Raw genomic sequence first — 24,015 nt, forward strand, 5'->3', positions numbered from 1 at the left:
CCGGCGGGCCGTTTCCCGCCGGTCAGCAAGGATCATCCGGGCCGGTGGCCCGGTGCCCGGGCCGCGTGCCCGGCACCGGCCTCTTGACCCATGCGGAAAGAAGGGGCGGGCGGGATGCACGCGGATTATGTCATCGTGGGTGCAGGCTCGGCCGGATGTGCCATGGCCTACCGGCTGGCCGAGGCCGGCCGGCGGGTCATCGTCATCGAATATGGCGGCAGCGATGCCGGGCCGTTCATCCAGATGCCGGGCGCCTTGTCCTATCCGATGAACATGGGGATCTATGACTGGGGCTTTCAGTCCGAACCGGAGCCGGGCTTGGGCAACCGCCGTCTGGCCACGCCCCGCGGCAAGGTGGTGGGCGGGTCCAGCAGCATCAACGGTATGGTCTATGTCCGGGGCCATGCCCGCGACTATGACACCTGGGCCGAGATGGGGGCGCAGGGATGGTCCTATGCCGATGTGCTGCCCTATTTCAAACGGATGGAGCATTCGCACGGCGGATCGGGCCCGGAATACCGCGGCACCGACGGCCCTTTGCACATCACCCGCGGACCGCGAACCAATCCGCTGTTCGATGCCTTCATCGAATCCGGCCGCGCCGCGGGCTATCCGGTGACGCAGGACTATAATGGCGCCCAGCAGGAGGGCTTTGGCCCGATGGAGGCGACGATCTGGAAAGGCCGCCGCTGGTCCGCCGCCAATGCCTATCTGAAACCCGCCGTCGCCACCGGCAATGTGCAGGTCGTCCGCGGCTTTGCCCGCAAGGTGGTGATCGAGAACGGCCGCGCCACCGGGGTGGAGCTGGACACCCGTGCAGGCCGTCAGGTCATCCGCGCCGGGCGCGAGGTGATCCTTGCCGCCTCCTCGATCAACTCGCCCAAACTGCTGATGCTGTCCGGCATCGGCCCCGCCGCGCATCTGCGCGAGCATGGGGTAGAGGTGGTGGCAGACCGGCCCGGCGTTGGGCAGAACCTGCAGGACCACCTTGAAATCTATATGCAATTCGCCGCCGCGCAGCCGGTGACGCTGTATAAATACTGGAACCTGCTGGGCAAGGCCTGGGTCGGCGCCAACTGGCTGTTCCTGAACCGCGGCCTTGGCACCTCGAACCAGTTTGAGGCCTGCGGTTTCATCCGCTCCCGCGCCGGGATCGAATATCCGGACATTCAGTATCACTTCCTTCCCATCGCCGTGCGCTATGACGGCAAGGCGGCGGCGGGCGGGCACGGGTTTCAGGTCCATGTCGGGCCGATGCGGTCGAAATCCCGTGGGGCGGTCACGCTGCGGTCGGGCCGGCCCGAGGATGCGCCGGTCATCCGCTTCAACTATATGTCGCATCCTGACGACTGGGAGGAGTTCCGCGCCTGCATCCGGCTGACGCGCGAAATCTTTGCACAGGCGCCGATGACCCCATTCGTAAAGCATGAAATCCAGCCGGGGCCGGGCGTGGTGACCGATGAGGAGATCGACGCCTTCATCCGCGACCATGCCGAAAGCGCCTATCACCCCTGCGGCACCGCGCGGATGGGCCGGGCCGAGGATCCGATGGCCGTGGTCGATCCGGAATGCCGGGTGATCGGCGTGCAGGGGCTGCGGTTGGCCGACAGCTCCATCTTTCCGCAGGTGACGAACGGCAACCTGAACGGCCCCACGATCATGACCGGAGAGAAGGCGGCGGATCATATCCTTGGGAAGACACCCTTGCCGGCCTCCAATCTTCCGGCATGGATCAACCCGGACTGGCGGGAAAAGCAGCGCTGAGTTGATCAAGGTCAAAGCAATATTCGGGGTATTGATTTAGGCTTCGGGTGTCACTGGAAGGAGAGACCCGATGGCCAACACGCCGCATACGCTTCAGGACGAATTCCCCGGAGAGGCTGCGAAAATCAGTGCGCTGAAGACCAGCGACGCACATTTCGCCCGGCTGCTGGAGGAGTACGATTCCGTCAACGACAAGGTGCATCGCGCCGAGGCGCGGATCGACGCCGTGTCCGAAGAGCATGAACAAGGCCTTCGTCGCCAGCGGTCGCGCCTGAAGGATCAGATCCGGTCGGCTTTGAGTGCTGCCTGACGCCGGAACGCCTGTGTAACGAGTGCGGGGCGGGCCGTAGGTCCGCCCGGGTTCATGGTTCAGCCCGCGATTTCATAGGGCAGCAGATCGCGCTGGTTCGGGTTGACCCGCAGCGGGCGTTCCAGCGGGGGGACCGACCGCTGATGGCAGTTGGGGCGTTCGCAGATCCGGCAGGAAATGCCGATCGGCTCGAACCGGCCCTTGGGGTCCAGCCCGTCGGAATAGACCAGTTCGGCGGCGTGCTGCACCTCGCACCCCAGACCGATGGCATAGCGGCGCACAGGGGCCAGAAAGGCGCCCGCAGGTTTCGACACTTCGCGCGCGAGGCACAGGTATTTCACCCCATCCGGCGTTTCGACAAACTGGCGCAGGAACTGGCCCGGGGTTTCGAACGCGCGGTGCACCACCCACAGCGGGCAGGCGCCGCCGAACCGGGCGAATTGCAGCCGTGTGGCCGAATGGCGTTTGGTGATCGTGCCCGCCTGATCGACCCGGACAAAGAAGAACGGAATGCCCTTGGCCCCGGGCCGCTGCAGCGTGGACAGCCGGTGCGCCACCTGTTCGATGCTGGCGCCGAAGCGGTCGGCCAGCCGCTCCAGATCGTGGCGGGTGTCGCGCGCCGCTTCCAGAAAGGCGCGATAGGGCATCAGCGCCGCCCCGGCGAAATAGTTCGCAAGCCCGATCTTCGCGATCCCCCGCGCCTCGGGCGTGGAGAAACGGGCCAGATCCAGCGTCGCCTCCAGCAGATCGTTCTGCGTCAGCAGCGCCAGCTGGTGCAAAAGCTGGAAGCGCCGCGTCGCATCCTGCACCCGGCTGGAAATCTCCAGCCGCCGCGTGGCCGGATCATAATGGCGGATGCCCGGCACGTCGGATTGCACCAGCGTGATGCCGCTGCGGCGCAGCTGATCTTCGGCCAGCTGGGCCACGTCGCGGCGGTTGCCGGTCGCGGCACCCTGCGAGACATGCTCGGCCGCGCGGTCGATGGCGTCGATGTAATTGTCGCAATAGTGAAAGAAATCCCGCACTTCTTCCCAGGGGCTGGGCTTCAGGCTGGCATCCTCGCGGCCCAAGGCCTCATCCAGCGAGGCAAGGCGTTCATGCGTCTGGCGATAGGCGCGGTGCAGATCCAGAAACGCCCGCGCCAGCGCCGGCGCGTTCGATGCCGCCAGCCGCAGATCCGCCAAGGGCGGCGTGCCGGAGGTGAAGACCGGATCGGCCAAAGCCTCACGCATGTCAGAGACCAGCCGTTCGCTTTCGCCCACGGTCAGTTCCGTCACATCCAGCCCGAATTCCTGCGCCAGAGCCAGAACCACGGCCGCACTGACGGGGCGGTGGTTGTTCTCCATCTGATTCAGATAGGGCAGGGACACGCCCAGCTTGTCGGCAAAGGCCTTTTGCGTCAGTGACAGGCGGGCGCGGATTTCCCGCAGCTTGACCCCGGCGTAAAGCTTTTGCGTGGCCATAGCTGCCTCCATTTTGCAAAGCGCAGGATTGCTTTGCAAATCCGGGCCGTCAAGGGGCAAGGCCCAGTCTGCGCGCGCGCCGCATCACCGCAAGGATCGCCCCGATGGAGGCCACGGAGGAGGCCAGCATCAGAAGGATCAGCGGCATTTCCGATGAGCCGGGCCCCAGCATCGCCCCGGCCAAAGCCGCCAGAGCCGAACCGCCGCCGATCATGATGGCGCCGCCAAGGCCCGAGGCCGATCCTGCCAGATCGGGGCGGACCGAGACGATGCCCGCATTGGCGTTGGGCATGCAGACCCCGTTGCCCACACCCATCACCATGGTCATGCCGAAGAACAGCACCGGCCCCGACAGACCGGCCGCCGTGATCAGCAGCAGCGCCAGCAGTCCCGCCGTGGTGATCACCGTGCCGATCAGCACCATCCGGTTCATCCCCACCCGCACCGAAAGCCGTCCGGCCAGATAGTTTCCGCCCGCATAGCCAAGCGCCGTCAGTGCGAACAAGGCGCCGACCGCGAAGGAGGACAGGCCAAAGATTTCTGTGCCGACAAAGGGCGCCCCGCCCAGAAAGGCAAAGAAACAGCCCGAGGCAAAGGCCGCAGACAGGCTGTAGCCCCAGAACCGGACGGAGCGCAGCAGAACAGGATAGAGCCGGAACTGCGACCAGACCGAGATATCGTGGCGCGGGCGGCCGGTCTCTCCCAGATCGGCTGTCACCAGTGCCGTCACACCCAGCCCGCAGAGCAGAAGGAAGGCAAAGCTCGCCTGCCAGCCGAAGGCCTCGTCCAGCAGTCCGCCGATGACGGGACCGATCATCGGCACAAGGCTCATCCCCATGGTGACATAGCCGATCATCGACGCGGCTTCGGCATCCGGCACCATGTCGCGCACGATGGCGCGCGACAGCACCATCCCGGCGGCGATCACCGCCTGTGCCATCCGGCAGATCAGGAAAACCGTGGCATTCGGTGCAAAAAGCGTACCGACAGAGGCCAGCAGGAACAGCACCAGCGCCACCAGCAGCACCGGGCGCCGGCCGTAACGGTCGGCCAAGGGCCCGATCAGCACCTGCAGGACGGCCGACAGCAACAGATACAGCGAGACGGATTGCTGCATCACCCCGTAAGGCACGTCATACCATTCGGCCATTCCGGGCAGCGACGGCAGGAAGATGTTCATCGACAGCGCCGAAAGCCCGGCCAAAAGCACCAGCGTCAGCAGGGCAGGCGGGCTGCGGCGGTCCAGAAAGCGGCGCTCCATCCTGTCGTCATCCCCATTTGTGGAAGATGAAGAAGGCCCCCAAGGCGATGAAGGCAAAGCCAAGGATGTGGTTCCACATCAGCGGCTCCTTCAGATACAGCACCGAGAATGCGGCAAAGACCGTCAGGGTGATGACCTCCTGAATGGTCTTCAGCTGGGCCGCGTTGAACGTGCCGTATCCGATGCGGTTCGCGGGCACCATCAGCACATATTCGAAAAACGCGATGCCCCAGCTGGTGAAGATCACCCACATCAGCGGCGTGGATTTGTCCTTCAGATGCCCATACCAGGCAAAGGTCATGAAGATGTTGGAGGCCAGCAGAAGGCCGATGGTTACAACGGGAACGGGCAGATTGAACATGGGGGCACCGGGGCTGAGCGTCGCCGGACCCTAATCCCGCCCGCGGGCAGGGGGAAGGGCGAAACATAAGGCCGCCGCGCGCCCTTATTTTCTGTCTGAAAATATCCTCGGGGGGGCGGGGGGCGGACAGCCCCCGTGCGACGGCAGGACCGGGCGCCCGGTCCCGCCTGTGCGCGGATCAGACCAGCCGTCCGCCCTGCACCGCGGCGCGGACGAAGTCGGCGAAGAGGGGATGGGGCGCGAAGGGTTTCGATTTCAGTTCGGGGTGGAACTGCACGCCGATGAACCACGGATGGTCCTTCACCTCGACGATTTCGGGCAGGCGGCCATCGGGCGACATGCCCGAGAAGATCAGGCCGCTCTGCTCCAGCTGCTCCCGGTATTTGATGTCCACCTCATAGCGGTGGCGGTGGCGTTCCTCGATCACGGTGCCGCCATAGACCTGCGCCACGCGCGAGCCGTCCTTGAGATTGGCCGTATAGGCGCCAAGCCGCATGGTGCCACCCTTGGCGTCACTGGCCTTGCGGCGCACGGTGTGGTTGCCCTGCACCCATTCCTTCAGGTGATAGACCACCGGCTCGAACCGTTTGCCGCCCTTTTCATGGTCGAATTCCTCGGACCCGGCATTGGCCAGACCCACCACGTTGCGGGCGCTTTCGATCACCGCCATCTGCATGCCAAGGCAGATGCCCAGATAGGGGATCTTCTTTTCGCGGGCGAATTGCGCGGCCTTGATCTTGCCCTCGGTCCCGCGTTCGCCAAAGCCGCCGGGAACGAGGATGGCGTTGAAGCCGTCCAGCCGGGGCGCGACATCCTCGCGCTCAAAGATTTCCGCGTCGATCCATTCCGCCCGCACCCGGGTGCGGTTGGCCATGCCGCCATGGGTCAGCGCCTCGGCAATGGATTTATAGGCGTCTTCCAGCTGGGTGTATTTGCCGACGATGGCGACCTTGACCTCGCCCTCGGCATTGTCCAGCCGGTCCATCACATCTTCCCAGCGGTCCAGATTGGGCCGCGGCGCGGGCGAGATGCCGAAGGCGTCCAGCACCGCCTGATCCAGACCGGCGCGGTGATAGGCCAGCGGCGCCTCGTAGATCGACTTCAGATCATAGGCAGGGATCACCGCCTCTTTGCGGACGTTGCAGAAGAGGGCGATCTTCTCGCGCTCCCGCTCCGGGATCGGGTGTTCGCTGCGGCAGACCAGCACATCAGGCGCAAGGCCGATGCTTTGCAGCTCTTTCACGCTGTGCTGGGTGGGCTTGGTCTTCAGCTCTCCGCTGGCCGAAAGATAGGGCAGCAGCGTCAGGTGCATCAGGATCGACTGGCCGCGCGGGCGTTCGTGGATGAACTGGCGGATCGCTTCGAAGAAGGGCAGGCCTTCGATATCGCCGACGGTGCCGCCGATCTCGCACAGCATGAAATCGACCTCATCTTCGCCGATGCGGAGGAAGTCCTTGATTTCGTTGGTGACGTGGGGAATGACCTGGATGGTCTTGCCCAGATAATCGCCGCGGCGTTCCTTTTCCAGCACGTTGGAATAGATCCGGCCCGAGGAAATGCTGTCGGTCATCCGCGCCGACACGCCGGTGAAGCGTTCGTAATGGCCAAGGTCCAGATCGGTTTCCGCGCCATCATCGGTCACGAAAACCTCGCCATGTTCGAAGGGCGACATCGTGCCGGGGTCGACGTTCAGATAGGGGTCCAGCTTGCGCAGCCGTACGGTGTAGCCCCGGGCCTGCAACAGGGCCCCAAGCGCCGCAGACGCGAGACCCTTGCCCAGCGACGATACCACGCCGCCGGTGATGAAGATGTAACGCGCCATTGGGAGCTCCCGTAGTTCAGATAGGGCGATTCGAGCGGGTGGAATCGCTGCACCACGGGAGTCGGGATATAACGCGGCACGCAGAAATGCGCAACCGCTGCCGCAAGATCATGTCTGCGGCCCGGTCAGCCCGTCAAAGGGTTGTATCAGGGATTGGTGGCCGGGGCGGGGGGTGCTACCGGTTCCGTGGGGGTGGTCTCCGCCGGTGCGGCCTCAGCAGGGGCCGTCTCGGCAGGCGCGGCAGCTTCCGGCGCCGGCGGAGCCGCGGGTTCATCGGTGGCTGCGGGCGGCAGCGACAGATCCGGGGTTGCCGGTGCGGATTGCGTGGGCGCAGGCGGCATCAGCCCGTCCACGACGGATCCGGAATTGCCGCGGGTGGCCAGGATCGTCAGCGCGATGGAGGTGACGATGAACGCCGCCGCAAGGATCCACGTCAGCTTGGTCAGCGCGGTGGCCTGACCGCGGGCCTGCATGTTGCCGCCGCCCGACAAAAGCGCCGCGCCTTCGTTCTTCTGAAGCAGCACGACGCCGATCAGAAGCAGGGCGAGGATCAGGTGGATCGTGAGGACGACGCTTTCCATGGGGAGGGGCTCCTTGCGGCCGATGGGGCTATCTAGGCGGAAGCGCGGGGGCGCGCAAGGGCAGGGCGGCCTGCCGGGGCAATATTGCAGGACGGTGTGCAATGTCGTTTTCGGAATGGCGGGCCGGGGGCGAAGCGGATAGCCAAAGTCCATGACCCAGGACCGCATCCTTCCCGGCATCGTGCTGATGCTTCTCTTCTGCCTTCTGGCGCCGCTTCTGGACGTATCGGCCAAGCTTGCCGCGGGCGGCGGCCTTCCCGTGGGGCAGGTGACGACCGCCCGTTTCATGGTGCAGGGCGCGCTGATGGTGTTGGTCGTGGCGGCGCTGCGGGTGCCTTTGGGGCTGACGCACCGGGCCTTCTGGCTGGTGACGCTGCGGGCGGTGTTCCTGATCGCCTCGACCTTTTCCTTCATCGCGGGGATCAAGGTCATGCCGATTGCCGATGCCCTTGCCATCGCCTTTGTCGAGCCGTTCGTCCTGTTGATCCTTGGCAGCCTGATCTTCGGCGACAAGGTCGGGCCGCGCCGGATCGCGGCCTGCGTGGTGGGCTTCGGCGGCGCGCTTCTGGTGATCCAGCCCTCGCTGGCGGTGTTCGGCATGGTGGCGCTTTGGCCTTTGGGCACGGCCTTTGCCTTTGCCTTCTATATGCTGGTGACGCGGTCGCTCTCGGCCGTCATGCCGCCGGTGGCGATGCAGTTCCACACCAGCTGGGTCGGCCTTGCGATCTGTCTTCCGGTGATGCTGGCCTTTGCGGGCGGCCCGGTGGAGGAACTGACCTATGTGCCGCCGCAGGGGCTGCAATGGCTGTGGTTGTTCGGCGTGGGGTTCTGGGCGGCAGTCAGCCACATGTGCATGACCTATGCGCTGAGCTATGCGCCCGCCTCGACCCTTGCGCCGCTGCATTATTCGGAAATCGTGGTGGCGGTGATCCTGGGCTATCTGATCTTCGGCGATCTGCCGGATGCGCTGGCCTTCAGCGGCATGGCGGTGATCGTGGCCTCCGGTCTTTATGTCATCCACCGCGAGCGGCTGGCCGCGCGGGCGCGTGTTGCGGTTCCTGCCGTCCCGCCGGAGGACCCTGTCAGCGGCTGAGCGCGGCCAGCGCGGCATCCAGCCGCCGCCGCGGCAGGATGACGACCATCCCCGGCCCGTCTAACTCCAGCCGGACCTGCGCGGCCGAGGCCCGGTTCGACGTGCCGATCATCCCGTCCGGCGCGAAATTCAGCCCCTCGATGGGCCAGTGCAACCCCTGGGACCGGCCCGTGACTGGGGCGAATGGGAAGAGCGAGACCACATCTCCCGGCCGCAGCCGCAGGTCCAGCCGCTCGGGCGGCGCGGCAAAGGCCACGTCCTTGGGTCCCAGCACAAGGCAGGCGCGCCCGCTGTGGCGGACCAGCGTGTTCAGCACCGCCAGCCCGTGATCTGTCCGCGCGCCGGTAAAGCCAAGCGCCAGCACGAAGGGCGCCGCGATGGACCGCAACGCCTTGTCGAAATCGGTTGTGGCCTGTTCGGTCACCGGATGCAGCCGGTCGGCCGGGATCGCAGCCCGCGCACGGTCCGAGATCGAATCCATGTCGCCGATCACGGCATCCGGCATCACCCCCGCCGCCAGAAGCCGGTCTGCCCCGCTGTCGGCCGCCACGGCCAGTGGGGCACGCGCCAGCGCAAGGCGCAGATCGCGGGCGGAAACCGGCCCGCCTCCCACAAGTGTGACGCCACGCGGGGATTGCACAAGGATGGATTTCATGCGGATACTGATCGAATTAAGGCAATGAAGGTGGCACGGGGCCACAATCAATCCTTCAAATTACCCCGGTCTGTCCATGGATTCGAACAGCCGCGCGGCAATGTTTCCATCATGGAAAGCAAGAGGTCCTGATCCATGATCGGTGCAAGCAAGATCCTGACAGTGTCCTATGGCACCTTCAGCTGTACGCTGGAGGGGTTTGACGATCCCTTCAACACCATGAAGGCGATTGCCGAATATTTCCGGGATCTTGCCGCAGAAGACCGCTATTTCGGGGCCGAGCCGCCCCAGCCCGATGCCGCCATGCTGCACCGCATTGCCGAGCGCGAGATCCAGCGCCGGGTTGAGGCGCGGGTGCAGGACAATGGTGTGGTCCTGCGTGCGGGCGAGGGGCTGGTGCCCGCGTCTGCGCCTGTGCCTTCGGTTGCGCCCTCCGTCGCGCCCGCGGCGGCGGTTGTGACGGCCCCGGCCCCCGTTGTGCCCGAAGAGGCCAAGGTTGCGCCGGAAGCTGAGCCTGCCACGATTCTGCCGGAAGTTGCCGCAGATGAGCCGGCCGAGGCAGAGCCGGCTGAGGCTGTGCCCGAGGAAACTGTTTCAGAAGAAGCTGGGGTCGCCCGCGCTGAAACGGATGAGGACCTGGCCGAGGCAGCGCAGCTTGTGGATCTGCCGGAAGAACCCGCCGCTGCCGAAGATATGGCTGCGCCCGATGCAGTGGTGCCCGCCAGCGAATCTCCTGATGACGAATTCACGGCGGCCGAGGTGGCTGCCTCGGCGGAAGAATCCGAAGAGCTGACTGGCGCCGCTCCGGATGCCGATTTCTCGCTGCCGCTGGTGGCGGATCTGCCCGCGTCAGAACCGGAGGCTTTGGCCGAGGAAGAGGCGCCTGCGCCGCGCCTTGCGCCCGTGATGCCCGAAGGTGTGGCGGCGAAGCTCGCCCGCCTGCGCCGTGCCGTGGCCGTGACGGCGCCCGCCGCAGCGATGCCCGCGGCGCTGGATGATTTCGATGATGAACCCGCGGTTCTGCCCGAAATCCTTGACCCGCTGGCAGCGGATACGGTGGCCGGGGATCTGTCGGCCGCCTTTGCCGATGCGCCGGAAGCGGTGCCCGGCCTGTTCGCTGCCGAATCGCTTTTTGTGGAAGAGGGACAGGACGACCAGGACGAGGACCGCTCTGATGCGGATCGGGCCGAGGACGAAGAGGATGTGCTGATCGCCGCACTGCCCGAGGCGGACCTGCCCGCGGCGGAGCTGCCGGAGGCCGATATCGACGCGGCGGACCTGCCCGAAGCAGACCTGCCCGACGCTGATCTTCCCGAAGCAGACCTGCCTGCGACCGATCTTGCCGCGTTTGAGCCCGCGCCCGAGGATGAGGTGCTTGGCCGCCTTGATGCGCTGTTGGCTGAGGATGCGCCTGCTGAAGGGCAGGCGGAGGAACCCGCCGTTGCGGTGGCTGCGGCCCGGCCGGATGATGATCTGGACGGTCTGATCGCCAAGCTGACCGGCACCTCGCTGGCGCCGGTGACCCCGGCCGAAACCTTGGCCGAAACCGCCGCCGATCCTTTCGCGGATGACCCGGAGTTCGACGAGGATGCCGAGGCTTATGGGCTTTCGCCCGAAACCTTGGTGGCGGGGGAGATCGCTTTTGACGGGGATCTGGACGGTGACCTGCCCGAAGAGCTGACGACCGAGGCCACGCAGGACGACAGCGCGCCCGAATCCTTCGAAACAGCAGAAGCGGAAGCATCGCTTGGTGTCGAGGCGGCCACGCCAGCGACGATGGACGAGCCGCCTGAGCTGCTGCCCGAGGCGGTGGCAGAAGAGGCCGCGCCGGTCCCCGAAGCCCCCGGTCTGGCCCCTGCCGCCGCGCCGGAAGTGGCGGAAAAGATTCAGCGCGCCCGCGCCCGTGTGATCAAGATCCGCCGGGCCGATGCGGTTCCGCCTGTGGCCTCCCCCTCGGACGTGGCCGGCGCAGAACCCGCCGAAACCGCCGCTTCCGCGCTGGCTGCGCCTTCGGCCGCAGATGCGGGCGAGATGGACCGGCTGCTGAAACAGGCCGAGACCGGCATGGCCGATCCCGAAAGCCAACGGCGGCTGGCAGCGATCCAGCATCTGAAGGCGGCGGTCGCGGCCACGGTGGCCGAGCGCCGCGCAGGCCTGCCTGCGCCCGATGCGGGCGCGCGCGAAACGGCCTATCGTGCCGATCTGGCGCGGGTCGTGCGTCCGGTCCGCCCGCGCAGCGCCGCTGCTGCGGCAGCTGAGGCCGAGGCTGCGGATCGTCCGGCGCCGCTGGTGCTGCTGTCCGAACTGCGGGTGGACCGGCCTGCTGCGGCAGAGTCTTCGGGCCCGGTCCTGCCGGTGCGTCCGCGCCGGGTGGCGGGTGCCGCGCCGGCCGTGCTGCCTGCCGCCGCTTTGGTGGCCGCAGCGGAACCGGAAGACGAGGATGACGCTTTCGACGCCGCGCTGCGTGCCGCGCTGGAAGACAATGACACCCTGGCTGATGTGGTCGCGGCCGATCCTTTCGCCGAGGACGGGTCCGATCTGGACAGTGCCGATCCGGATGGGGCCGATGCGGAAACGGATGACACCGACAATATCTTCGCTGCAGCGGGCGATTTCGAGGAATTCGCCGAACGGCTGGGGGCCAGCGATCTGCCGGAACTGCTGGAAGCTGCCGCGGCCTATGCGGTCTGCGTGGAGAAGCGCGAATATTTCAGCCGGCCGCTGCTGATGCGCCGGGTGCAGTCGGGCGAGATGGCCGAGGGCTATACCCGCGAGGACGGTCTGCGCAGCTTCGGCGCGCTGCTGCGCGAGGGTCGCATCCGCAAGCTGCGCCGCGGTCAGTTCGCCCTGACCGAGGCTTCGCCCCTGCTGGCCGAGGCGCGGCGTATCGCGGGCTGAACGGGCTGCAAATCAAAAGAAAAAGGCCGGGGGTGACCCCGGCCTATTCGTTTTTGTCCTGCGGCTGGTCCGGGTCGGGCTGGCCGATGCCGCGGAAGATGCGGCGGAAGGGCAGGGCCCACATGAGGCCAAGCCCGATGAAGACCGCAAGTTCGGCCAGAATCGGCAGCCTGCCGAACCGCGCATTGGCCCAATCCACCACATTGACCGCCACGACGACGTAAAGCGGCATGCCGATGACAAGGATCAGCAGGGCCAGTCTCTTGCGGCTGCGGTAGCTCAGGGCCATCGGTCTCTCCCGTGTGGCGCCCCTGCGCCGCTGGCGAAGGGGCGCGGCGGATCAGTCGGCGAAGGGATCGGTGACGAGGATCGTGTCGTCGCGCTCCGGGCTGGTGGACAACAGCGCCACCGGGCACTGGATCAGCTCTTCGATGCGCTTCACATATTTGATCGCGGCGGCGGGCAGGTCGGCCCAGCTGCGGGCGCCGGCGGTCGATTCGCTCCAGCCTTCCATCTCTTCATAGACGGGGGTGACGCGGGCCTGATGCTTGGCAGCGGTCGGCAGATAATCCAGCCGCACGCCGTCCAGCTCATAGCCCACGCAGATTTTCAGCGTCTTGAAGCCGTCCAGAACGTCCAGTTTGGTCAGCGCAATGCCCGACACGCCCGAGGTGGCGCAGGTCTGCCGCACGAGCACCGCATCGAACCAGCCGCAGCGGCGCTTGCGCCCGGTGACGGTGCCGAATTCATGGCCACGTTCGCCCAGACGGTCGCCGTCGGCGTCGAACAGCTCGGTCGGGAAGGGGCCTTCGCCCACGCGGGTCGTATAGGCCTTGACGATGCCAAGGACGAAGTCGATCGAGGTCGGCCCAAGGCCCACGCCCGTCGCCGCCATCCCGGCAAGGGTATTGGACGAGGTGACATAGGGATAGGTGCCGAAATCCACATCCAGAAGCGAGCCCTGCGCGCCTTCGAACAGGATGCGTTTGCCCGCACGGCGCGCCTCGGTCAGGATTTTCCAGACCGGCTTGGCATAGGGCAGGATCCGGCCCGCCACCTCTTCCAGCTGCGCCTTCAGCGCGGCCACGTCGATCGGCTCCAGCCCCAGCCCGGCGCGCAGCGCATTGTGGTGGGTCAGCAGGCGTTCGATCCGGGTGTCCAGGGTTTCGGGATCGGCCAGATCGGCCACGCGGATCGACCGGCGGCCGACCTTGTCCTCATAGGCCGGGCCGATGCCACGGCCGGTGGTGCCGATCTTCGACACCGAATTCTGCGCCTCGCGCGCGCGGTCCAGTTCGCCATGGAAGGACAGGATCAGCGGAGTGTTCTCGGCGATCATCAGGCTGTCGGGGCTGATCGAGACGCCCTGCGCCGCCAGCTTGTCGATTTCCGCCAGAAGCGCCCAGGGGTCCAGCACCACGCCATTGCCGATGACGCTGAGCTTGCCGCCGCGCACGATGCCGGATGGCAGGAGGCTCAGCTTGTAGACATTGCCGTCGATGACCAGCGTATGGCCCGCGTTATGGCCACCCTGGAATCGCGCCACGATGTCGGCGCGCTCCGACAGCCAGTCGACGATCTTGCCCTTGCCCTCGTCGCCCCATTGGGCGCCCACGACAACCACGTTGGCCATTTGGCTCCGGTCCCTTCGGTCAGGAAAATGCGTGCGGGGTATAACGACAGCCGCGGCCGGGGGAAACAGGAAAAACCGCGCGCCGCTGTGCCGAAACGCCGCCCCGGTGGAGGATCGCGCCCGGGGGGCGGGGCTTTCTCTCTCCCGTCGGCCGGGCTATGACGGCAGACGGATAAGGGCCGGTGGAGGCGGAAAAGTGCAGTTCACGGTTGCCATCGACGGGCCCGCCGCCGCGGGCAAGGGCACGATCAGCCGCGCTGTGGCGCTGCGCTTCGGCTTCCGGCATCTGGATACCGGCGCGCTTTACCGTGCTGTGGGTGTCATGGGCGGCGATCCCGTCGCCGCGGCCCGCGCCCTGACGCCTGAAGATCTGGCCCGCGACGATCTGCGCACGCTGGAGGCCGGGCAGGCCGCCAGCCGGGTGGCGGTGATCCCCGAGGTGCGGGCCGCGCTGCTGGAGTTCCAGCGCCGCTTTGCCCGGCGCGAGGGGGGGGCGGTGCTGGACGGGCGCGACATCGGCACGGTGATCTGTCCCGCCGCCGAGGTGAAGCTGTTCGTGACCGCCAGTCCCGAGGTCCGCGCCCGCCGCCGCTGGCTGGAACTGGGGGGCGAGGCTGCGGCGAAGCCCTATGATGCCGTTCTGGCCGAGGTGCGCGAACGTGACGGCCGCGACATGAACCGCGCCGACGCTCCGCTGAAGCCCGCGGCCGATGCCGTGCTGCTGGACACCGGCGATCTGTCCGCGGATGCCGCAATCGCCCGGGCCTGCGATCTGGTTGCATCGCGCCTGCCCGGCAAGGGCGCCTGATCCCCGGTCTGCTGTGTGGTGTGCCGTGAACGCGGCCGGAACCGCATTGACGGCTTTTCCCGTCCCGGCAATCGTTGCCGCAGGAGAAAGCCCATGCCGCTGCGCGTCGTCTGCCGTTCCCTGCCGGTTCTGATCGCCGTTTCCCTGACGCTCCTCCTCCCGGCGTCGGTGCCCGCACAGATCGTCTTCGAGAAGGATCTTCCCGCCATCCCGTTCGGGCGGCCGGATGCGGCGACCTGGGGCATGTCGGACCCGATCCTGTGGCCGCACTGGATTCTGGTCGATGCAGCGCTGAAGCGGGCCGGCGCGGCGGGGAATACCCCTCAGGCGCGGGCCGGGCTGGCGGCGGAACTGGCCGCCGTGGACGGGATGATCGCAGCCAGCGTTGCGCCAAACGGGCGGCAGATGGCGGAATGGCTGGCGCTGACGCTGTGGGCCATGCGCATCGCCCAGGGGCCGGAGGCGGCGATGGCCCGTGCCGACCGTGCCGTCGCGGTGGAACGTCAGCTGGCGGTGAACGGCTTTGTTCTGGGGGATTACCTGTCCGGCGCGCCGGTCGTGGGTGCCGCCCCGGCTGCGATTGCCGCCCGGGCCATGGCGGTGGACTGGGCGATGGAAGAGGCCGCAGCCACCCGGGCGGCGGGCGATGCGGCGGGGGCTGCCCGGCTGGAGGGGCGGGCGTTCTTCTGGGCGCAGACGCTGGTGCAGGGGGCGGCGGCGCGCGCGGGGATCCGCACCCTGCGTGACCCGCGGCTTCTGGCGCGGATCGACGCTCTGGCCGGGCGCATCGCCATGGTTGCCACGGGCCGCGGCGCTTTGACCGGCGCCCTGCGCCTGAATGCAGATGCCCTGGCCTCGACCCTTGCACTTGTACAGCAGGCCTCGGCGCAGAACTGGGCCGATATGGGCCAGCTGGCGGGCGAGGGGGTGGATTTCGCGGCGACCCTGCTGCCCCGCCCCCTGTCGCTGGGCGAGGTGCAGGCGCTGCTTGGCCCCGATGAGGCGCTGGTTCTGATGGTGCCGGGCGGGCTGGCCTATCACCTGTTTGTCGTCACTGCCGAAGACCGGCTGTTCTACACGACCGCCGCCAGCCAGATCGAGGTGGATGCCGCCGTGGAGGGTCTTCTGCGTGGGGTGGGGGCCTGGAACAGCCGCGGCGCCGTGCCGCTGGAGGATCAGCCGCAGACTCCCGCCGCCGGGATGGCCGACCGGGCGCACTGGCTTTATGCGCAGATCCTTGGCCCCGCGGCGGGGCTTCTGGACGGAAAATCCCGGCTTTACCTGACGGCCACCGGATCGGGGGCGCAGCTGCCTTGGGCGATGATGGTCGCCTCCCCCCCGGCGGCGGGGGCGGGCTACGGCGATCTGGACTGGCTGATCCGGCATCATGCGATCCATCAGCTGCCCGCGGTGGAGCTTCTGTTGCAGCCCCGCCTTGTGCCGCGGGAAGGCGGGCTGTCCTATCTGGGGCTGGGGGCGCCGGATTACACCACCGCCGCGGGCACATGGGCCGCGGGCCTTACCGCTGCCGCCGTGCCGGGCCTGCGCCCGCTGCCCGAAGCGGCGGGAGAGGTGCGTGACGTGGGCGCACTTTACCCCGAGCCGCGGCGTCTGGTCCTGACCGGCGCGGCGGCGACCGAGGACAAGCTTTATGCCCTGTCCGACGCCGGTCAGCTGCGCCATTACGATGTGCTGCATTTTGCCACCCACGGGCTGATCTGGGGCGACGATCCGCGGATCACCGGCGACGGGCTGATCGCGCTGGCCCGCGGCCCGGACCCCTTGCCCCCGCCGGGCGAGCCGCTTCTGGCATTGCGGGGCCGGTTTGCCGACGGCGCGTTGCATGATTACGAAATCCGTGGCCTGCGGCTGGAGGCGGCGCTGGTGATCCTGTCGGCCTGCAAGACTGCCGCGGGGCAGGCGTTCGAGCGCGACGGCGTGACAGGCCTTGCCGCGGCCTTTCTTCAGGCGGGGGCAGACCGGGTATTGGCCACGCACTGGCCGGTGAACAGCCGTGCGGCGGTGAACCTTGTCACCGCGATGATGGCGGCAGACCCGGCATTGTCGGACCCCGCAGGCGCATTGCGCGGCGCCATTCTGGCCGAGATCGCCGCCGGAGGCCGCCGCGCCGATCCGGCATGGTGGGGGCCGTTCAGTCTGATAGGGGCGCCATGACCGAGACAGAGACGATCATCTTGGCCACTTTGCTGTTTGCGGTTCTGGGGCTGGTCTGGCTGCTGCCCATGGCGCTGCTGGGGTGGTTTGCGACCCGGCGCCGGGCGGGGGTGCGGGGCGCCGCCGGGCTTTTGGTGTTCGGGCTCAGCGCCTCGGGTTCGGTGTTTCTGATGACCGGACCCGGGCCCCATGTCGGCGCGGTCGAGGCTTTGGTCCTGCTGCTGGTGGCACCGCCGCTGCGGCTGGCCGAGGTGGTGGATGCGCGGTTGTGGCTGGCGCTGGTGGTGCTGGCGGCGGGACTCCTTGTGGCGATTCTGGCGTTGCGGCGGCTGCGGGCTGTGCCCGCTCTGATGGTCGCGCTGGCGCTTGGGCTGGGCATGGTGCCCGCAGCCGTGCATCTGCAATACCGCTGGTCCCGCGCGGCCATGGTGGCGGGCGCGATGGAGGCGGGGCTGACCTGTCACCGCATCACGCCTCTGGCGGATGTTCTGCGGGATCTGGCAGCCCCCGATCCGCTGGGGGTGCATTTCGGCGCATTCCATGGCCTTGGCCGCAAGGATGAGGTTCTGTGGGTCTGGAGCTACCGCGCGGCTGCATGGGTGCCGCTGAAGATACGGGAAAGCCAGAATATGGCGACGTTCCGCAGCTGGCTGGACTGCTGACCGCCTGGCCGTGCGCCGCGAGGGGCAGGTTCCGCCGCTTTCCGGCGTTCTGACCGCTTTTCCTTGCCCCGTTCCGGCTTTGCCGCTATAGGCCCGCCATCCTGAGACAGAAATGCGCCCGCCGGTCCGCCGGAGGGGTTGTTTCGTTTCATGGGCCACCAAAGACCGGCGGAGCCAACCGCATGGCCAGTAAACATCGAAAAAGGATCAAACTCGCATGTGCGCTAAGAACGCTATGGAAGAATTCGAAGCCCTCCTGAAGGAGAGCTTCGAGATCGATACCCCCGAAGAGGGTTCGGTCGTCAAGGGCCGGGTCATCGCCATCGAGGCGGGCCAGGCCATCATCGACGTCGGCTACAAGATGGAAGGCCGCGTCGACCTGAAGGAATTCGCCAACCCGGGCGAGGCCCCCTCGATCGCCGTGGGCGACGAAGTGGAAGTCTACCTCGACCGCGTTGAGAACGCGCGGGGCGAAGCGGTCATCAGCCGCGAGAAAGCCCGCCGCGAAGAAGCATGGGATCGCCTGGAAAAGGCCTATGCGAACGAGCAGCGCGTCGAAGGCGCGATCTTCGGCCGCGTCAAGGGTGGCTTCACCGTGGATCTGGGCGGCGCTGTTGCGTTCCTGCCGGGTTCGCAGGTCGACGTCCGTCCGGTGCGCGATGCCGGCCCGCTGATGGGCATGAAGCAGCCGTTCCAGATCCTGAAGATGGACCGTCGCCGCGGCAACATCGTTGTCTCGCGCCGCGCGATCCTCGAAGAGTCGCGTGCCGAACAGCGCGCCGAAGTCATCGGCAACCTGCACGAAGGTCAGGTCGTGGATGGCGTGGTCAAGAACATCACCGAATACGGTGCGTTCGTTGATCTGGGCGGCGTGGACGGCCTGCTGCACGTCACCGACATGGCCTGGCGCCGCGTCAACCACCCGTCGGAAATCCTGTCGATCGGCGAGACCATCAAGGTCCAGGTCATCAAGATCAACAAGGAAACCCACCGTATCTCGCTCGGCATGAAGCAGCTGCAGTCGGATCCGTGGGATGCGGTCGAAAAGGCCTATCCGATCGGTTCGGTCCACAAGGGCCGCGTCACCAACATCACCGATTACGGCGCCTTCGTGGAGCTGGAAGCCGGTGTGGAAGGTCTGGTCCACGTCTCGGAAATGAGCTGGACCAAGAAGAACGTGCACCCCGGCAAGATCGTCTCGACCTCGCAGGAAGTCGACGTCATGGTTCTGGAAATCGACTCCGCGAAGCGCCGCGTTTCGCTGGGCCTGAAGCAGACCATGCGCAATCCGTGGGAAGTCTTTGCCGAGCGTTATCCCGTCGGCTCGACCATCGAAGGCGAAGTCAAGAACATCACCGAATTCGGTCTGTTCGTCGGCCTCGACAACGATATCGACGGCATGGTCCACCTGTCGGACCTGTCGTGGGACAAGCGCGGCGAAGAAGCCATCCAGGAATACCGCAAGGGTGACGTGGTCAAGGCCGCCGTCTCGGAAGTCGACATCGACAAGGAGCGGATCTCGCTCTCGATCAAGGCTCTGGGCGACGACACCTTCACCGAAGCGGTGGACGGCGTGAAGCGCGGCTCGATCGTCACCGTTGCGGTGACCGCGATCGAGGATGGCGGGATCGAAGTGGAATACAACGGCGCCAAGTCGTTCATCCGCCGCTCGGACCTGTCGCGCGACCGTGGCGACCAGCGCCCCGAGCGTTTCTCGGTCGGCGACAAGGTGGATGTCCGCGTCACCAACATCGACCCGAAGACCCGCAAGCTGGGCCTGTCGATCAAGGCGCGCGAGATCGCCGAAGAGCAGGAAGCCGTGGCCCAATACGGCTCGTCCGATTCGGGCGCTTCGCTGGGCGACATCCTCGGTGCGGCCCTGAAGGACCGCAACTGATCCTTCGCTTCGCCTGATTACGGCAAAGGCCCCGCCCCATGGCGGGGCCTTTGTTCTTTCCGCTATCGGCCAAGTGCCGCCAAGTGCCCGTTTTCGTTTGCCTCGCGTGAAAATCTGCTCTTATAGTTCGCGGTAACATCGGCGTGTCCGCCCCCGCGGGACGGGGGCCGCGCGGGCAACAGGGGGATGGGAATGATCCGGTCTGAACTGATCCAGAAGATCGCGGATGAGAACCCGCATCTCACGCAACGCCATGTGGAGCGGATCGTGAATACGGTCTTCGAAGAGATCATCGAGGCGCTGGCCAAGGGCGACCGGGTCGAGCTGCGCGGCTTCGGTGCCTTCTCGGTCAAGGCGCGCGACGCGCGCGTGGGCCGCAACCCCCGCACGGGCGAGGCGGTGCAGGTCGATGACAAGAAGGTGCCCTTCTTCAAGACCGGCAAACTTCTGCGCGACCGGCTGAACGGGAACTGACGCCGCCGGTCCCGGGTTGCGCCTGCGCCCTCTGCCGCCGATATAGGGGCAAACCCTGACGGAGCGCTGCCATGCTGCGATACCTGCGCCTTTTGTTCGTGGCCGTGACGGCCCTGACCCTGCTGTTCCTTGCGCTGGCCAACCGGGACCCGGTGACGGTGCGGCTGTTGCCGCAGGACCTGTCGATGATGCTGAACACCGAAGGCGCATGGTCGATGCCGCTGTTCCTGGTGATCTTCGGCGCCATCGCTGTCGGTGTCTTCATCGGCTTTGTCTGGGAATGGTTCCGCGAAATGCGCCTGCGCGGCGAGGCCAAGCAGAAGACCCGCGAAGTCACCCGGCTGGAGCGGGAATTGGCTGTGCTGAAGGATGCCAATTCCATTCCGCCGCAGGATGAGGTTCTGGCCATTCTGGGCGAGGGCGCGCGGAAGTGAACGGTGTCCGCGTGAAGGTCTGTGGGCTGAAGACGCCTGCGGATGTGGCCGCCGCCGCCGCGGCGGGCGCGCAGTACATTGGGCTGAATTTCTTTGCAAAATCGCCGCGGTCGGTGGATGTGCAGACCGCGCGCGCGCTGGCGCTGCTGGCGCCCGGGGGGATGTGCAAGGTCTCGCTCACCGTCGATGCCGACGACGCCATGCTGGATGCGATCACCGCCGCGGTGCCTTTGGACATGCTGCAGCTTCACGGCCATGAGACACCCGCGAGGGTGGCCGAGGTGCGGGCACGCTATGGCCTGCCGGTGATGAAGGCCGTGGGCGTGGCGTCGGAGGAAGACCTGCCGCAGCTTCTGGATTATTCGCTGGTGGCCGATCAGATCCTGGTCGATGCCAAGGCGCCGAAGGGCGCCGCGCTGCCCGGCGGCAACGGCCTGCCGTTCGACTGGCGGCTGGTGGCGCAACGCCGCTGGCTGCGGCCGTGGATGCTGGCGGGGGGGCTGACGCCCGAGAATGTGGCCGAGGCGGTGCGGCTGACCAATGCGCGACAGGTCGATGTGGCTTCGGGTGTGGAAAGTGCGCCGGGGGTAAAAGATGCCGCCCGTATGACCGCATTTGTAAGGGCGGCCACCGCGATGGCCGCCCCCGGTATTCCGAAACTCCGGTAACCGCTTACAAACGGGACGCTCCGCTTACATCGCCGGGAGGACGGTGATGTCGCGGATCGCGCCCTCGGCCCCGCTCAGGGCCCAGGTGCCGCTGACGGCCCCGGTCGCCAGATCCACCGTATGCAGGTTCTGCCCCGCCACCAGCCAGGCAGTGTTGGTGCCGTCAGCCGTGGTGGCGATGTCAAAGGCATAGGTCTCGGCCGCGTCGATCCCCAGCTTGCCCACGGCGGCCAGCGTGCCATCGTTCGGGGCAGTCTGCTGGATCAGCCCGACGATGGTGGCGTCGATGTCATACATCGCGGTCTTTTCCGGCTTGCCATGGCTGTTGGTATAGGCGGCGGCCACGATCATCGGCGCCTCGCCCGCATGCATATCCCCCTCCACGAAGGCCAGCGGCTTGTCCACCGTCACGGCGCCGGTGGCGGGGTCGATACGGTGGTTCACCGTGCCCGACATGAAGCGCAGCTTGTCGGCGGCCGGGTTGAAATCCACCACGACCGAGCCTTCGGTCAGCTCCAGCGGAATGTCGAACTTCGACACTTCGGCCGTTTCGCCGGTCATGGGATCGATGGTCACCAGCGTCTGATCGGCGGTCACGCCATAGACCTTGCCGTCCGAGGGGCGCAGGTCGATGCCCAGAAGGCGATCAACCCCCTGAACCTCGGCGCTGCCGGTAACCGTGGCGGTGGCGGTGTCGATCCACAGAAGCGTCCGGTCCCCGGTCAGGGCGACGGCAGTTTCGGCAGCGGCGGGAAGGGCGGCAGCACCGGCCAGAACGGCGGCAGCGGCAAGCGTTTTCATGGGTCTCTCCTTCGGGTCGTTGCAGGATTGCAGGAGAGCTACGAAGGATCCGGGGTCAGAGTTTCAGCGCGCCCGATCACGAAACCGTCAGTTGCGGGCCGCACCCGCCGCACAAGGAGCGGCTGCGCCGCAAGCCTTTTGCCTCGTCGTCGCGCCTGCGCGCTCCTCCTCAGGGGCGCTCCGCGCGGGGATATTTGGACAAAGTGGAAAGCCAATTCCAGTTTGCCCAAATATCCCGGGGGAGTCCCCGCCGTTTTGGCGGGGACGGGGGCAGCGCCCCCTTCCCCCCGGGGGGCAAGGGCGCTACACCCGGCAAGACGAGAACACGGGGTGTGCGCCATGGCCGAGGACGGGTTGAACAGCTTCATGACGGGGCCGGATGAAAACGGCCGCTTTGGCATTTTCGGCGGGCGCTTCGTCTCCGAGACGCTGATGCCGCTGATCCTGGAGCTGGAGCGGCAGTATGAGATCGCCAAGACCGACCCGAGCTTCTGGGCCGAGATGGACGATCTGTGGAAATATTATGTCGGCCGGCCCTCGCCGCTGTATTTCGCCCCCCGCCTGACCGAGCATCTTGGCGGCGCCAAGATCTATCTGAAGCGCGAAGAGCTGAACCACACCGGCAGCCACAAGATCAACAATGTTCTGGGCCAGATCCTGCTGGCGCGCCGCATGGGCAAGGAGCGCATCATCGCCGAGACCGGCGCGGGCCAGCACGGCGTGGCCACGGCCACGGTCTGCGCGCGCTTCGGGCTGAAATGCGTGGTCTATATGGGCGCCCATGATGTGGAGCGGCAGGCGCCGAACGTCTTCCGGATGCGGCTTCTGGGGGCGGAGGTGATTCCCGTCACCTCGGGCCGCGGCACGCTGAAGGATGCGATGAACGACGCGCTGCGCGACTGGGTCACCAATGTGCGCGACACGTTCTACTGCATCGGCACCGTCGCCGGGCCGCATCCCTATCCGGCCATGGTGCGCGATTTCCAGTCGGTCATCGGTCGCGAGACGCGCTGGCAGCTGGAAGAGCAGGAAGGTAGGGGCCGTCTGCCCGATACGGTGATTGCGGCGATCGGCGGCGGATCGAATGCCATGGGGCTGTTCCACCCGTTCCTGGACGATCCTTCGGTGAAGATCATCGGGGTCGAGGCCGGGGGCAAGGGCGTGGATGAGCGGATGGAGCATTGCGCCAGCCTGACCGGCGGCCGTCCCGGCGTGCTGCACGGCAACCGCACCTATCTGTTGCAGGACGCGGACGGGCAGATCCTTGAGGGCTTTTCCATCAGCGCCGGGCTGGATTATCCGGGCATCGGGCCGGAGCATGCCTGGCTGCATGACATCGGCCGCGCTGAATATGTCAGCGTGACGGATACCGAGGCTTTGGAGGCGTTCCAGCTCTTGTGCCAGACCGAGGGAATCATTCCCGCGCTGGAGCCGAGCCACGCGCTGGCGCATGTGACTAAGCTCGCCCCCACCCTGCCCAAGGACCATATCATCGTGGTCAACCTCTCGGGCCGGGGCGACAAGGACATTTTCACCGTCGCCCGCCATCTGGGGGTAGAGATCAAGGGCTGACCCGCCTCTGGTCGGACCTCATGCAGTCAGGGCCCGCGCCGCAAGGTGCGGGCTTTTGCATTCCGGGGCGGCATGGGCGGCATAAACCGGAGTTTATGCGGATAATCCCGGGATTTACGGCACCCGGTCTAAACCCGCAGCACATGGAATAACGCTGCTTTTGCCGGTCTTTCTGGATCCGTCGCCGCGACAGGCGCCGACCATCCATGAAAGGACCAGCATGATGAAACGCTTTCTGATCACCGCTGCGGCGGTTCTGCTCTCGGGGCAGGTGGCACAGGCCGCGGTGACGGCCGGCACGCTGATCAGCGATCTGCAGGCGCAGGGCTATACCTGGATTGAGGTGAAACGGGGTCCGGCCCAGATCAAGGTTGAGGCGGTGCGCGGCACCGAAAAGGTGGAATTCGTGGTCGATGCCGCGACGGGCGCGGTTCTGGAGCGCGAGGTGGAGCGGGCCGACCGGGACGAGATCGGCCGCACCGGGGTGCAGGTTGCCGACCGCAGGGGCGATTTCGTATCCGCCGATGGTCGTGACCTGGATGACGACGATGACCATTATGACGATGACGACCGTTATGACGACCGCGATGACCGGGACGATGATCACGGCCACGACCGGGACGATGACCGGGATGACGACGACGGTGATGATGACTGATCCGGCTGCGTGCTGACCCCTGGCA

General features: G+C 66.7%; 22 protein-coding genes. 13 read left to right on the forward strand and 9 right to left on the reverse strand.

Annotated features, from left to right (window positions below; genetic code table 11):
- The first annotated feature begins 114 nt into the window (after positions 1–114).
- Together betA and ACO2Q5_RS05625 are read left to right on the forward strand one after the other, a co-directional pair.
- Positions 115–1,764 carry a choline dehydrogenase gene (betA, locus tag ACO2Q5_RS05620; RefSeq protein WP_423288773.1) on the forward strand — a complete coding sequence of 550 codons (1,650 nt, stop codon included), beginning with the start codon at positions 115–117 and terminating at the stop codon, positions 1,762–1,764.
- A 70-nt stretch (positions 1,765–1,834) separates the two neighbouring features.
- On the forward strand, positions 1,835–2,074 hold the full coding sequence (locus ACO2Q5_RS05625; protein WP_423288775.1) for a YdcH family protein: 240 nt from the start codon (positions 1,835–1,837) through the stop codon (positions 2,072–2,074).
- Between the two features lie 59 nt (positions 2,075–2,133).
- On the opposite strand, the gene ACO2Q5_RS05630 is transcribed toward ACO2Q5_RS05625, so the two are convergent.
- From ACO2Q5_RS05630 to secG, 5 genes are all read right to left on the reverse strand, one after another.
- On the reverse strand, positions 2,134–3,537 hold the full coding sequence (locus tag ACO2Q5_RS05630) for a helix-turn-helix domain-containing protein (protein ID WP_423288777.1): 1,404 nt from the start codon (positions 3,535–3,537) through the stop codon (positions 2,134–2,136).
- Positions 3,538–3,586: 49 nt separating this feature from the next.
- On the reverse strand, positions 3,587–4,798 hold the full coding sequence (locus ACO2Q5_RS05635) for a multidrug effflux MFS transporter (protein ID WP_423288779.1): 1,212 nt from the start codon (positions 4,796–4,798) through the stop codon (positions 3,587–3,589).
- Between the two features lie 7 nt (positions 4,799–4,805).
- The gene (locus ACO2Q5_RS05640) at positions 4,806–5,159 is read right to left on the reverse strand and encodes a DMT family protein (RefSeq protein ID WP_423288781.1); all 354 of its coding nucleotides are present in this window, start codon (positions 5,157–5,159) and stop codon (positions 4,806–4,808) included.
- A 178-nt stretch (positions 5,160–5,337) separates the two neighbouring features.
- Positions 5,338–6,981, reverse strand: a complete 1,644-nt coding sequence (locus ACO2Q5_RS05645) for a CTP synthase (RefSeq protein WP_423288783.1) — start codon at positions 6,979–6,981, stop codon at positions 5,338–5,340.
- 146 nt (positions 6,982–7,127) lie between these two features.
- Complete coding sequence (gene secG, locus ACO2Q5_RS05650; protein WP_423288785.1) at positions 7,128–7,562, reverse strand: preprotein translocase subunit SecG; 435 nt, start codon at positions 7,560–7,562, stop codon at positions 7,128–7,130.
- 151 nt (positions 7,563–7,713) lie between these two features.
- On the opposite strand from secG, the gene ACO2Q5_RS05655 reads away from it, so the two are divergent.
- The gene (locus ACO2Q5_RS05655; protein ID WP_423288787.1) at positions 7,714–8,655 is read left to right on the forward strand and encodes a DMT family transporter; all 942 of its coding nucleotides are present in this window, start codon (positions 7,714–7,716) and stop codon (positions 8,653–8,655) included.
- On the opposite strand, the gene ACO2Q5_RS05660 is transcribed toward ACO2Q5_RS05655, so the two are convergent.
- Positions 8,645–9,310 carry a thiamine diphosphokinase gene (locus tag ACO2Q5_RS05660; protein WP_423288789.1) on the reverse strand — a complete coding sequence of 222 codons (666 nt, stop codon included), beginning with the start codon at positions 9,308–9,310 and terminating at the stop codon, positions 8,645–8,647. The genes ACO2Q5_RS05655 and ACO2Q5_RS05660 overlap by 11 nt on opposite strands.
- A 135-nt stretch (positions 9,311–9,445) precedes the next feature.
- Between ACO2Q5_RS05660 and ACO2Q5_RS05665 the strand changes: the two genes are divergently transcribed.
- A complete protein-coding gene (locus tag ACO2Q5_RS05665) occupies positions 9,446–12,208 on the forward strand; it encodes a hypothetical protein (RefSeq protein WP_423288791.1) in 2,763 nt (920 codons plus the stop codon).
- Between the two features lie 43 nt (positions 12,209–12,251).
- On the opposite strand, the gene ACO2Q5_RS05670 is transcribed toward ACO2Q5_RS05665, so the two are convergent.
- Both ACO2Q5_RS05670 and ACO2Q5_RS05675 read right to left on the reverse strand, forming a co-directional pair.
- Positions 12,252–12,497: a DUF2842 domain-containing protein gene (locus ACO2Q5_RS05670; protein WP_423288793.1), complete on the reverse strand. Its 246-nt coding sequence runs from the start codon at positions 12,495–12,497 to the stop codon at positions 12,252–12,254.
- 51 nt (positions 12,498–12,548) lie between these two features.
- Entirely contained in the window at positions 12,549–13,841 is a 1,293-nt protein-coding gene (locus ACO2Q5_RS05675) for an adenylosuccinate synthase (RefSeq protein ID WP_423288795.1), read from the reverse strand.
- Between the two features lie 196 nt (positions 13,842–14,037).
- On the opposite strand from ACO2Q5_RS05675, the gene ACO2Q5_RS05680 reads away from it, so the two are divergent.
- The 7 genes from ACO2Q5_RS05680 to ACO2Q5_RS05710 all read left to right on the forward strand — a co-directional run bounded on the left by ACO2Q5_RS05680 (position 14,038) and on the right by ACO2Q5_RS05710 (position 20,959).
- Complete coding sequence (locus ACO2Q5_RS05680; RefSeq protein WP_423288797.1) at positions 14,038–14,649, forward strand: (d)CMP kinase; 612 nt, start codon at positions 14,038–14,040, stop codon at positions 14,647–14,649.
- A gap of 93 nt (positions 14,650–14,742) precedes the next feature.
- The gene (locus ACO2Q5_RS05685) at positions 14,743–16,824 is read left to right on the forward strand and encodes a CHAT domain-containing protein (RefSeq protein ID WP_423288799.1); all 2,082 of its coding nucleotides are present in this window, start codon (positions 14,743–14,745) and stop codon (positions 16,822–16,824) included.
- Positions 16,821–17,486: a hypothetical protein gene (locus ACO2Q5_RS05690; RefSeq protein ID WP_423288801.1), complete on the forward strand. Its 666-nt coding sequence runs from the start codon at positions 16,821–16,823 to the stop codon at positions 17,484–17,486. Before ACO2Q5_RS05685 ends, ACO2Q5_RS05690 begins: the two co-directional genes overlap by 4 nt.
- Before the next feature lie 217 nt (positions 17,487–17,703).
- Positions 17,704–19,383, forward strand: a complete 1,680-nt coding sequence (gene rpsA / locus ACO2Q5_RS05695; protein ID WP_423288803.1) for a 30S ribosomal protein S1 — start codon at positions 17,704–17,706, stop codon at positions 19,381–19,383.
- 192 nt (positions 19,384–19,575) lie between these two features.
- Positions 19,576–19,857 (forward strand): integration host factor subunit beta, encoded by a 282-nt coding sequence (gene ihfB / locus ACO2Q5_RS05700; protein ID WP_423288805.1) that lies wholly within the window; start codon positions 19,576–19,578, stop codon positions 19,855–19,857.
- Between the two features lie 71 nt (positions 19,858–19,928).
- On the forward strand, positions 19,929–20,291 hold the full coding sequence (locus ACO2Q5_RS05705) for a LapA family protein (protein WP_423288807.1): 363 nt from the start codon (positions 19,929–19,931) through the stop codon (positions 20,289–20,291).
- Positions 20,288–20,959 carry a phosphoribosylanthranilate isomerase gene (locus ACO2Q5_RS05710; RefSeq protein WP_423288809.1) on the forward strand — a complete coding sequence of 224 codons (672 nt, stop codon included), beginning with the start codon at positions 20,288–20,290 and terminating at the stop codon, positions 20,957–20,959. The genes ACO2Q5_RS05705 and ACO2Q5_RS05710 overlap by 4 nt, the downstream gene beginning before the upstream one ends.
- Before the next feature lie 24 nt (positions 20,960–20,983).
- Here ACO2Q5_RS05710 and ACO2Q5_RS05715 read toward each other — a convergent pair whose 3' ends face one another.
- Positions 20,984–21,760, reverse strand: coding sequence for a DUF4394 domain-containing protein (locus ACO2Q5_RS05715; RefSeq protein ID WP_423288811.1), 777 nt, complete (start codon positions 21,758–21,760; stop codon positions 20,984–20,986).
- Between the two features lie 339 nt (positions 21,761–22,099).
- Here ACO2Q5_RS05715 and trpB point away from each other — a divergent pair, with 339 nt between their 5' ends.
- Together trpB and ACO2Q5_RS05725 are read left to right on the forward strand one after the other, a co-directional pair.
- On the forward strand, positions 22,100–23,332 hold the full coding sequence (trpB, locus tag ACO2Q5_RS05720) for a tryptophan synthase subunit beta (RefSeq protein ID WP_423288813.1): 1,233 nt from the start codon (positions 22,100–22,102) through the stop codon (positions 23,330–23,332).
- A 223-nt stretch (positions 23,333–23,555) separates the two neighbouring features.
- Positions 23,556–23,990 (forward strand): PepSY domain-containing protein, encoded by a 435-nt coding sequence (locus ACO2Q5_RS05725; RefSeq protein WP_423288815.1) that lies wholly within the window; start codon positions 23,556–23,558, stop codon positions 23,988–23,990.
- Positions 23,991–24,015: the final 25 nt, after the last annotated feature.

The organism is Neotabrizicola sp. VNH66 (assembly GCF_049445895.1).
GTDB lineage: Bacteria > Pseudomonadota > Alphaproteobacteria > Rhodobacterales > Rhodobacteraceae > Pseudogemmobacter.

Excerpts from the sequence above, each read along its gene's own strand:
- betA (WP_423288773.1), top strand. The coding sequence starts at position 115 with ATGCACGCGGATTATGTCATCGTGGGTGCAGGCTCGGCCGGATGTGCC.
- ACO2Q5_RS05625 (WP_423288775.1), top strand. The coding sequence starts at position 1,835 with ATGGCCAACACGCCGCATACGCTTCAGGACGAATTCCCCGGAGAGGCT.
- ACO2Q5_RS05630 (WP_423288777.1), bottom strand. The coding sequence starts at position 3,537 with ATGGCCACGCAAAAGCTTTACGCCGGGGTCAAGCTGCGGGAAATCCGC.
- ACO2Q5_RS05635 (WP_423288779.1), bottom strand. The coding sequence starts at position 4,798 with ATGGAGCGCCGCTTTCTGGACCGCCGCAGCCCGCCTGCCCTGCTGACG.
- ACO2Q5_RS05640 (WP_423288781.1), bottom strand. The coding sequence starts at position 5,159 with ATGTTCAATCTGCCCGTTCCCGTTGTAACCATCGGCCTTCTGCTGGCC.
- ACO2Q5_RS05645 (WP_423288783.1), bottom strand. The coding sequence starts at position 6,981 with ATGGCGCGTTACATCTTCATCACCGGCGGCGTGGTATCGTCGCTGGGC.
- secG (WP_423288785.1), bottom strand. The coding sequence starts at position 7,562 with ATGGAAAGCGTCGTCCTCACGATCCACCTGATCCTCGCCCTGCTTCTG.
- ACO2Q5_RS05655 (WP_423288787.1), top strand. The coding sequence starts at position 7,714 with ATGACCCAGGACCGCATCCTTCCCGGCATCGTGCTGATGCTTCTCTTC.
- ACO2Q5_RS05660 (WP_423288789.1), bottom strand. The coding sequence starts at position 9,310 with ATGAAATCCATCCTTGTGCAATCCCCGCGTGGCGTCACACTTGTGGGA.
- ACO2Q5_RS05665 (WP_423288791.1), top strand. The coding sequence starts at position 9,446 with ATGATCGGTGCAAGCAAGATCCTGACAGTGTCCTATGGCACCTTCAGC.
- ACO2Q5_RS05670 (WP_423288793.1), bottom strand. The coding sequence starts at position 12,497 with ATGGCCCTGAGCTACCGCAGCCGCAAGAGACTGGCCCTGCTGATCCTT.
- ACO2Q5_RS05675 (WP_423288795.1), bottom strand. The coding sequence starts at position 13,841 with ATGGCCAACGTGGTTGTCGTGGGCGCCCAATGGGGCGACGAGGGCAAG.
- ACO2Q5_RS05685 (WP_423288799.1), top strand. The coding sequence starts at position 14,743 with ATGCCGCTGCGCGTCGTCTGCCGTTCCCTGCCGGTTCTGATCGCCGTT.
- ACO2Q5_RS05690 (WP_423288801.1), top strand. The coding sequence starts at position 16,821 with ATGACCGAGACAGAGACGATCATCTTGGCCACTTTGCTGTTTGCGGTT.
- rpsA (WP_423288803.1), top strand. The coding sequence starts at position 17,704 with ATGTGCGCTAAGAACGCTATGGAAGAATTCGAAGCCCTCCTGAAGGAG.
- ihfB (WP_423288805.1), top strand. The coding sequence starts at position 19,576 with ATGATCCGGTCTGAACTGATCCAGAAGATCGCGGATGAGAACCCGCAT.
- ACO2Q5_RS05705 (WP_423288807.1), top strand. The coding sequence starts at position 19,929 with ATGCTGCGATACCTGCGCCTTTTGTTCGTGGCCGTGACGGCCCTGACC.
- ACO2Q5_RS05715 (WP_423288811.1), bottom strand. The coding sequence starts at position 21,760 with ATGAAAACGCTTGCCGCTGCCGCCGTTCTGGCCGGTGCTGCCGCCCTT.
- trpB (WP_423288813.1), top strand. The coding sequence starts at position 22,100 with ATGGCCGAGGACGGGTTGAACAGCTTCATGACGGGGCCGGATGAAAAC.
- ACO2Q5_RS05725 (WP_423288815.1), top strand. The coding sequence starts at position 23,556 with ATGAAACGCTTTCTGATCACCGCTGCGGCGGTTCTGCTCTCGGGGCAG.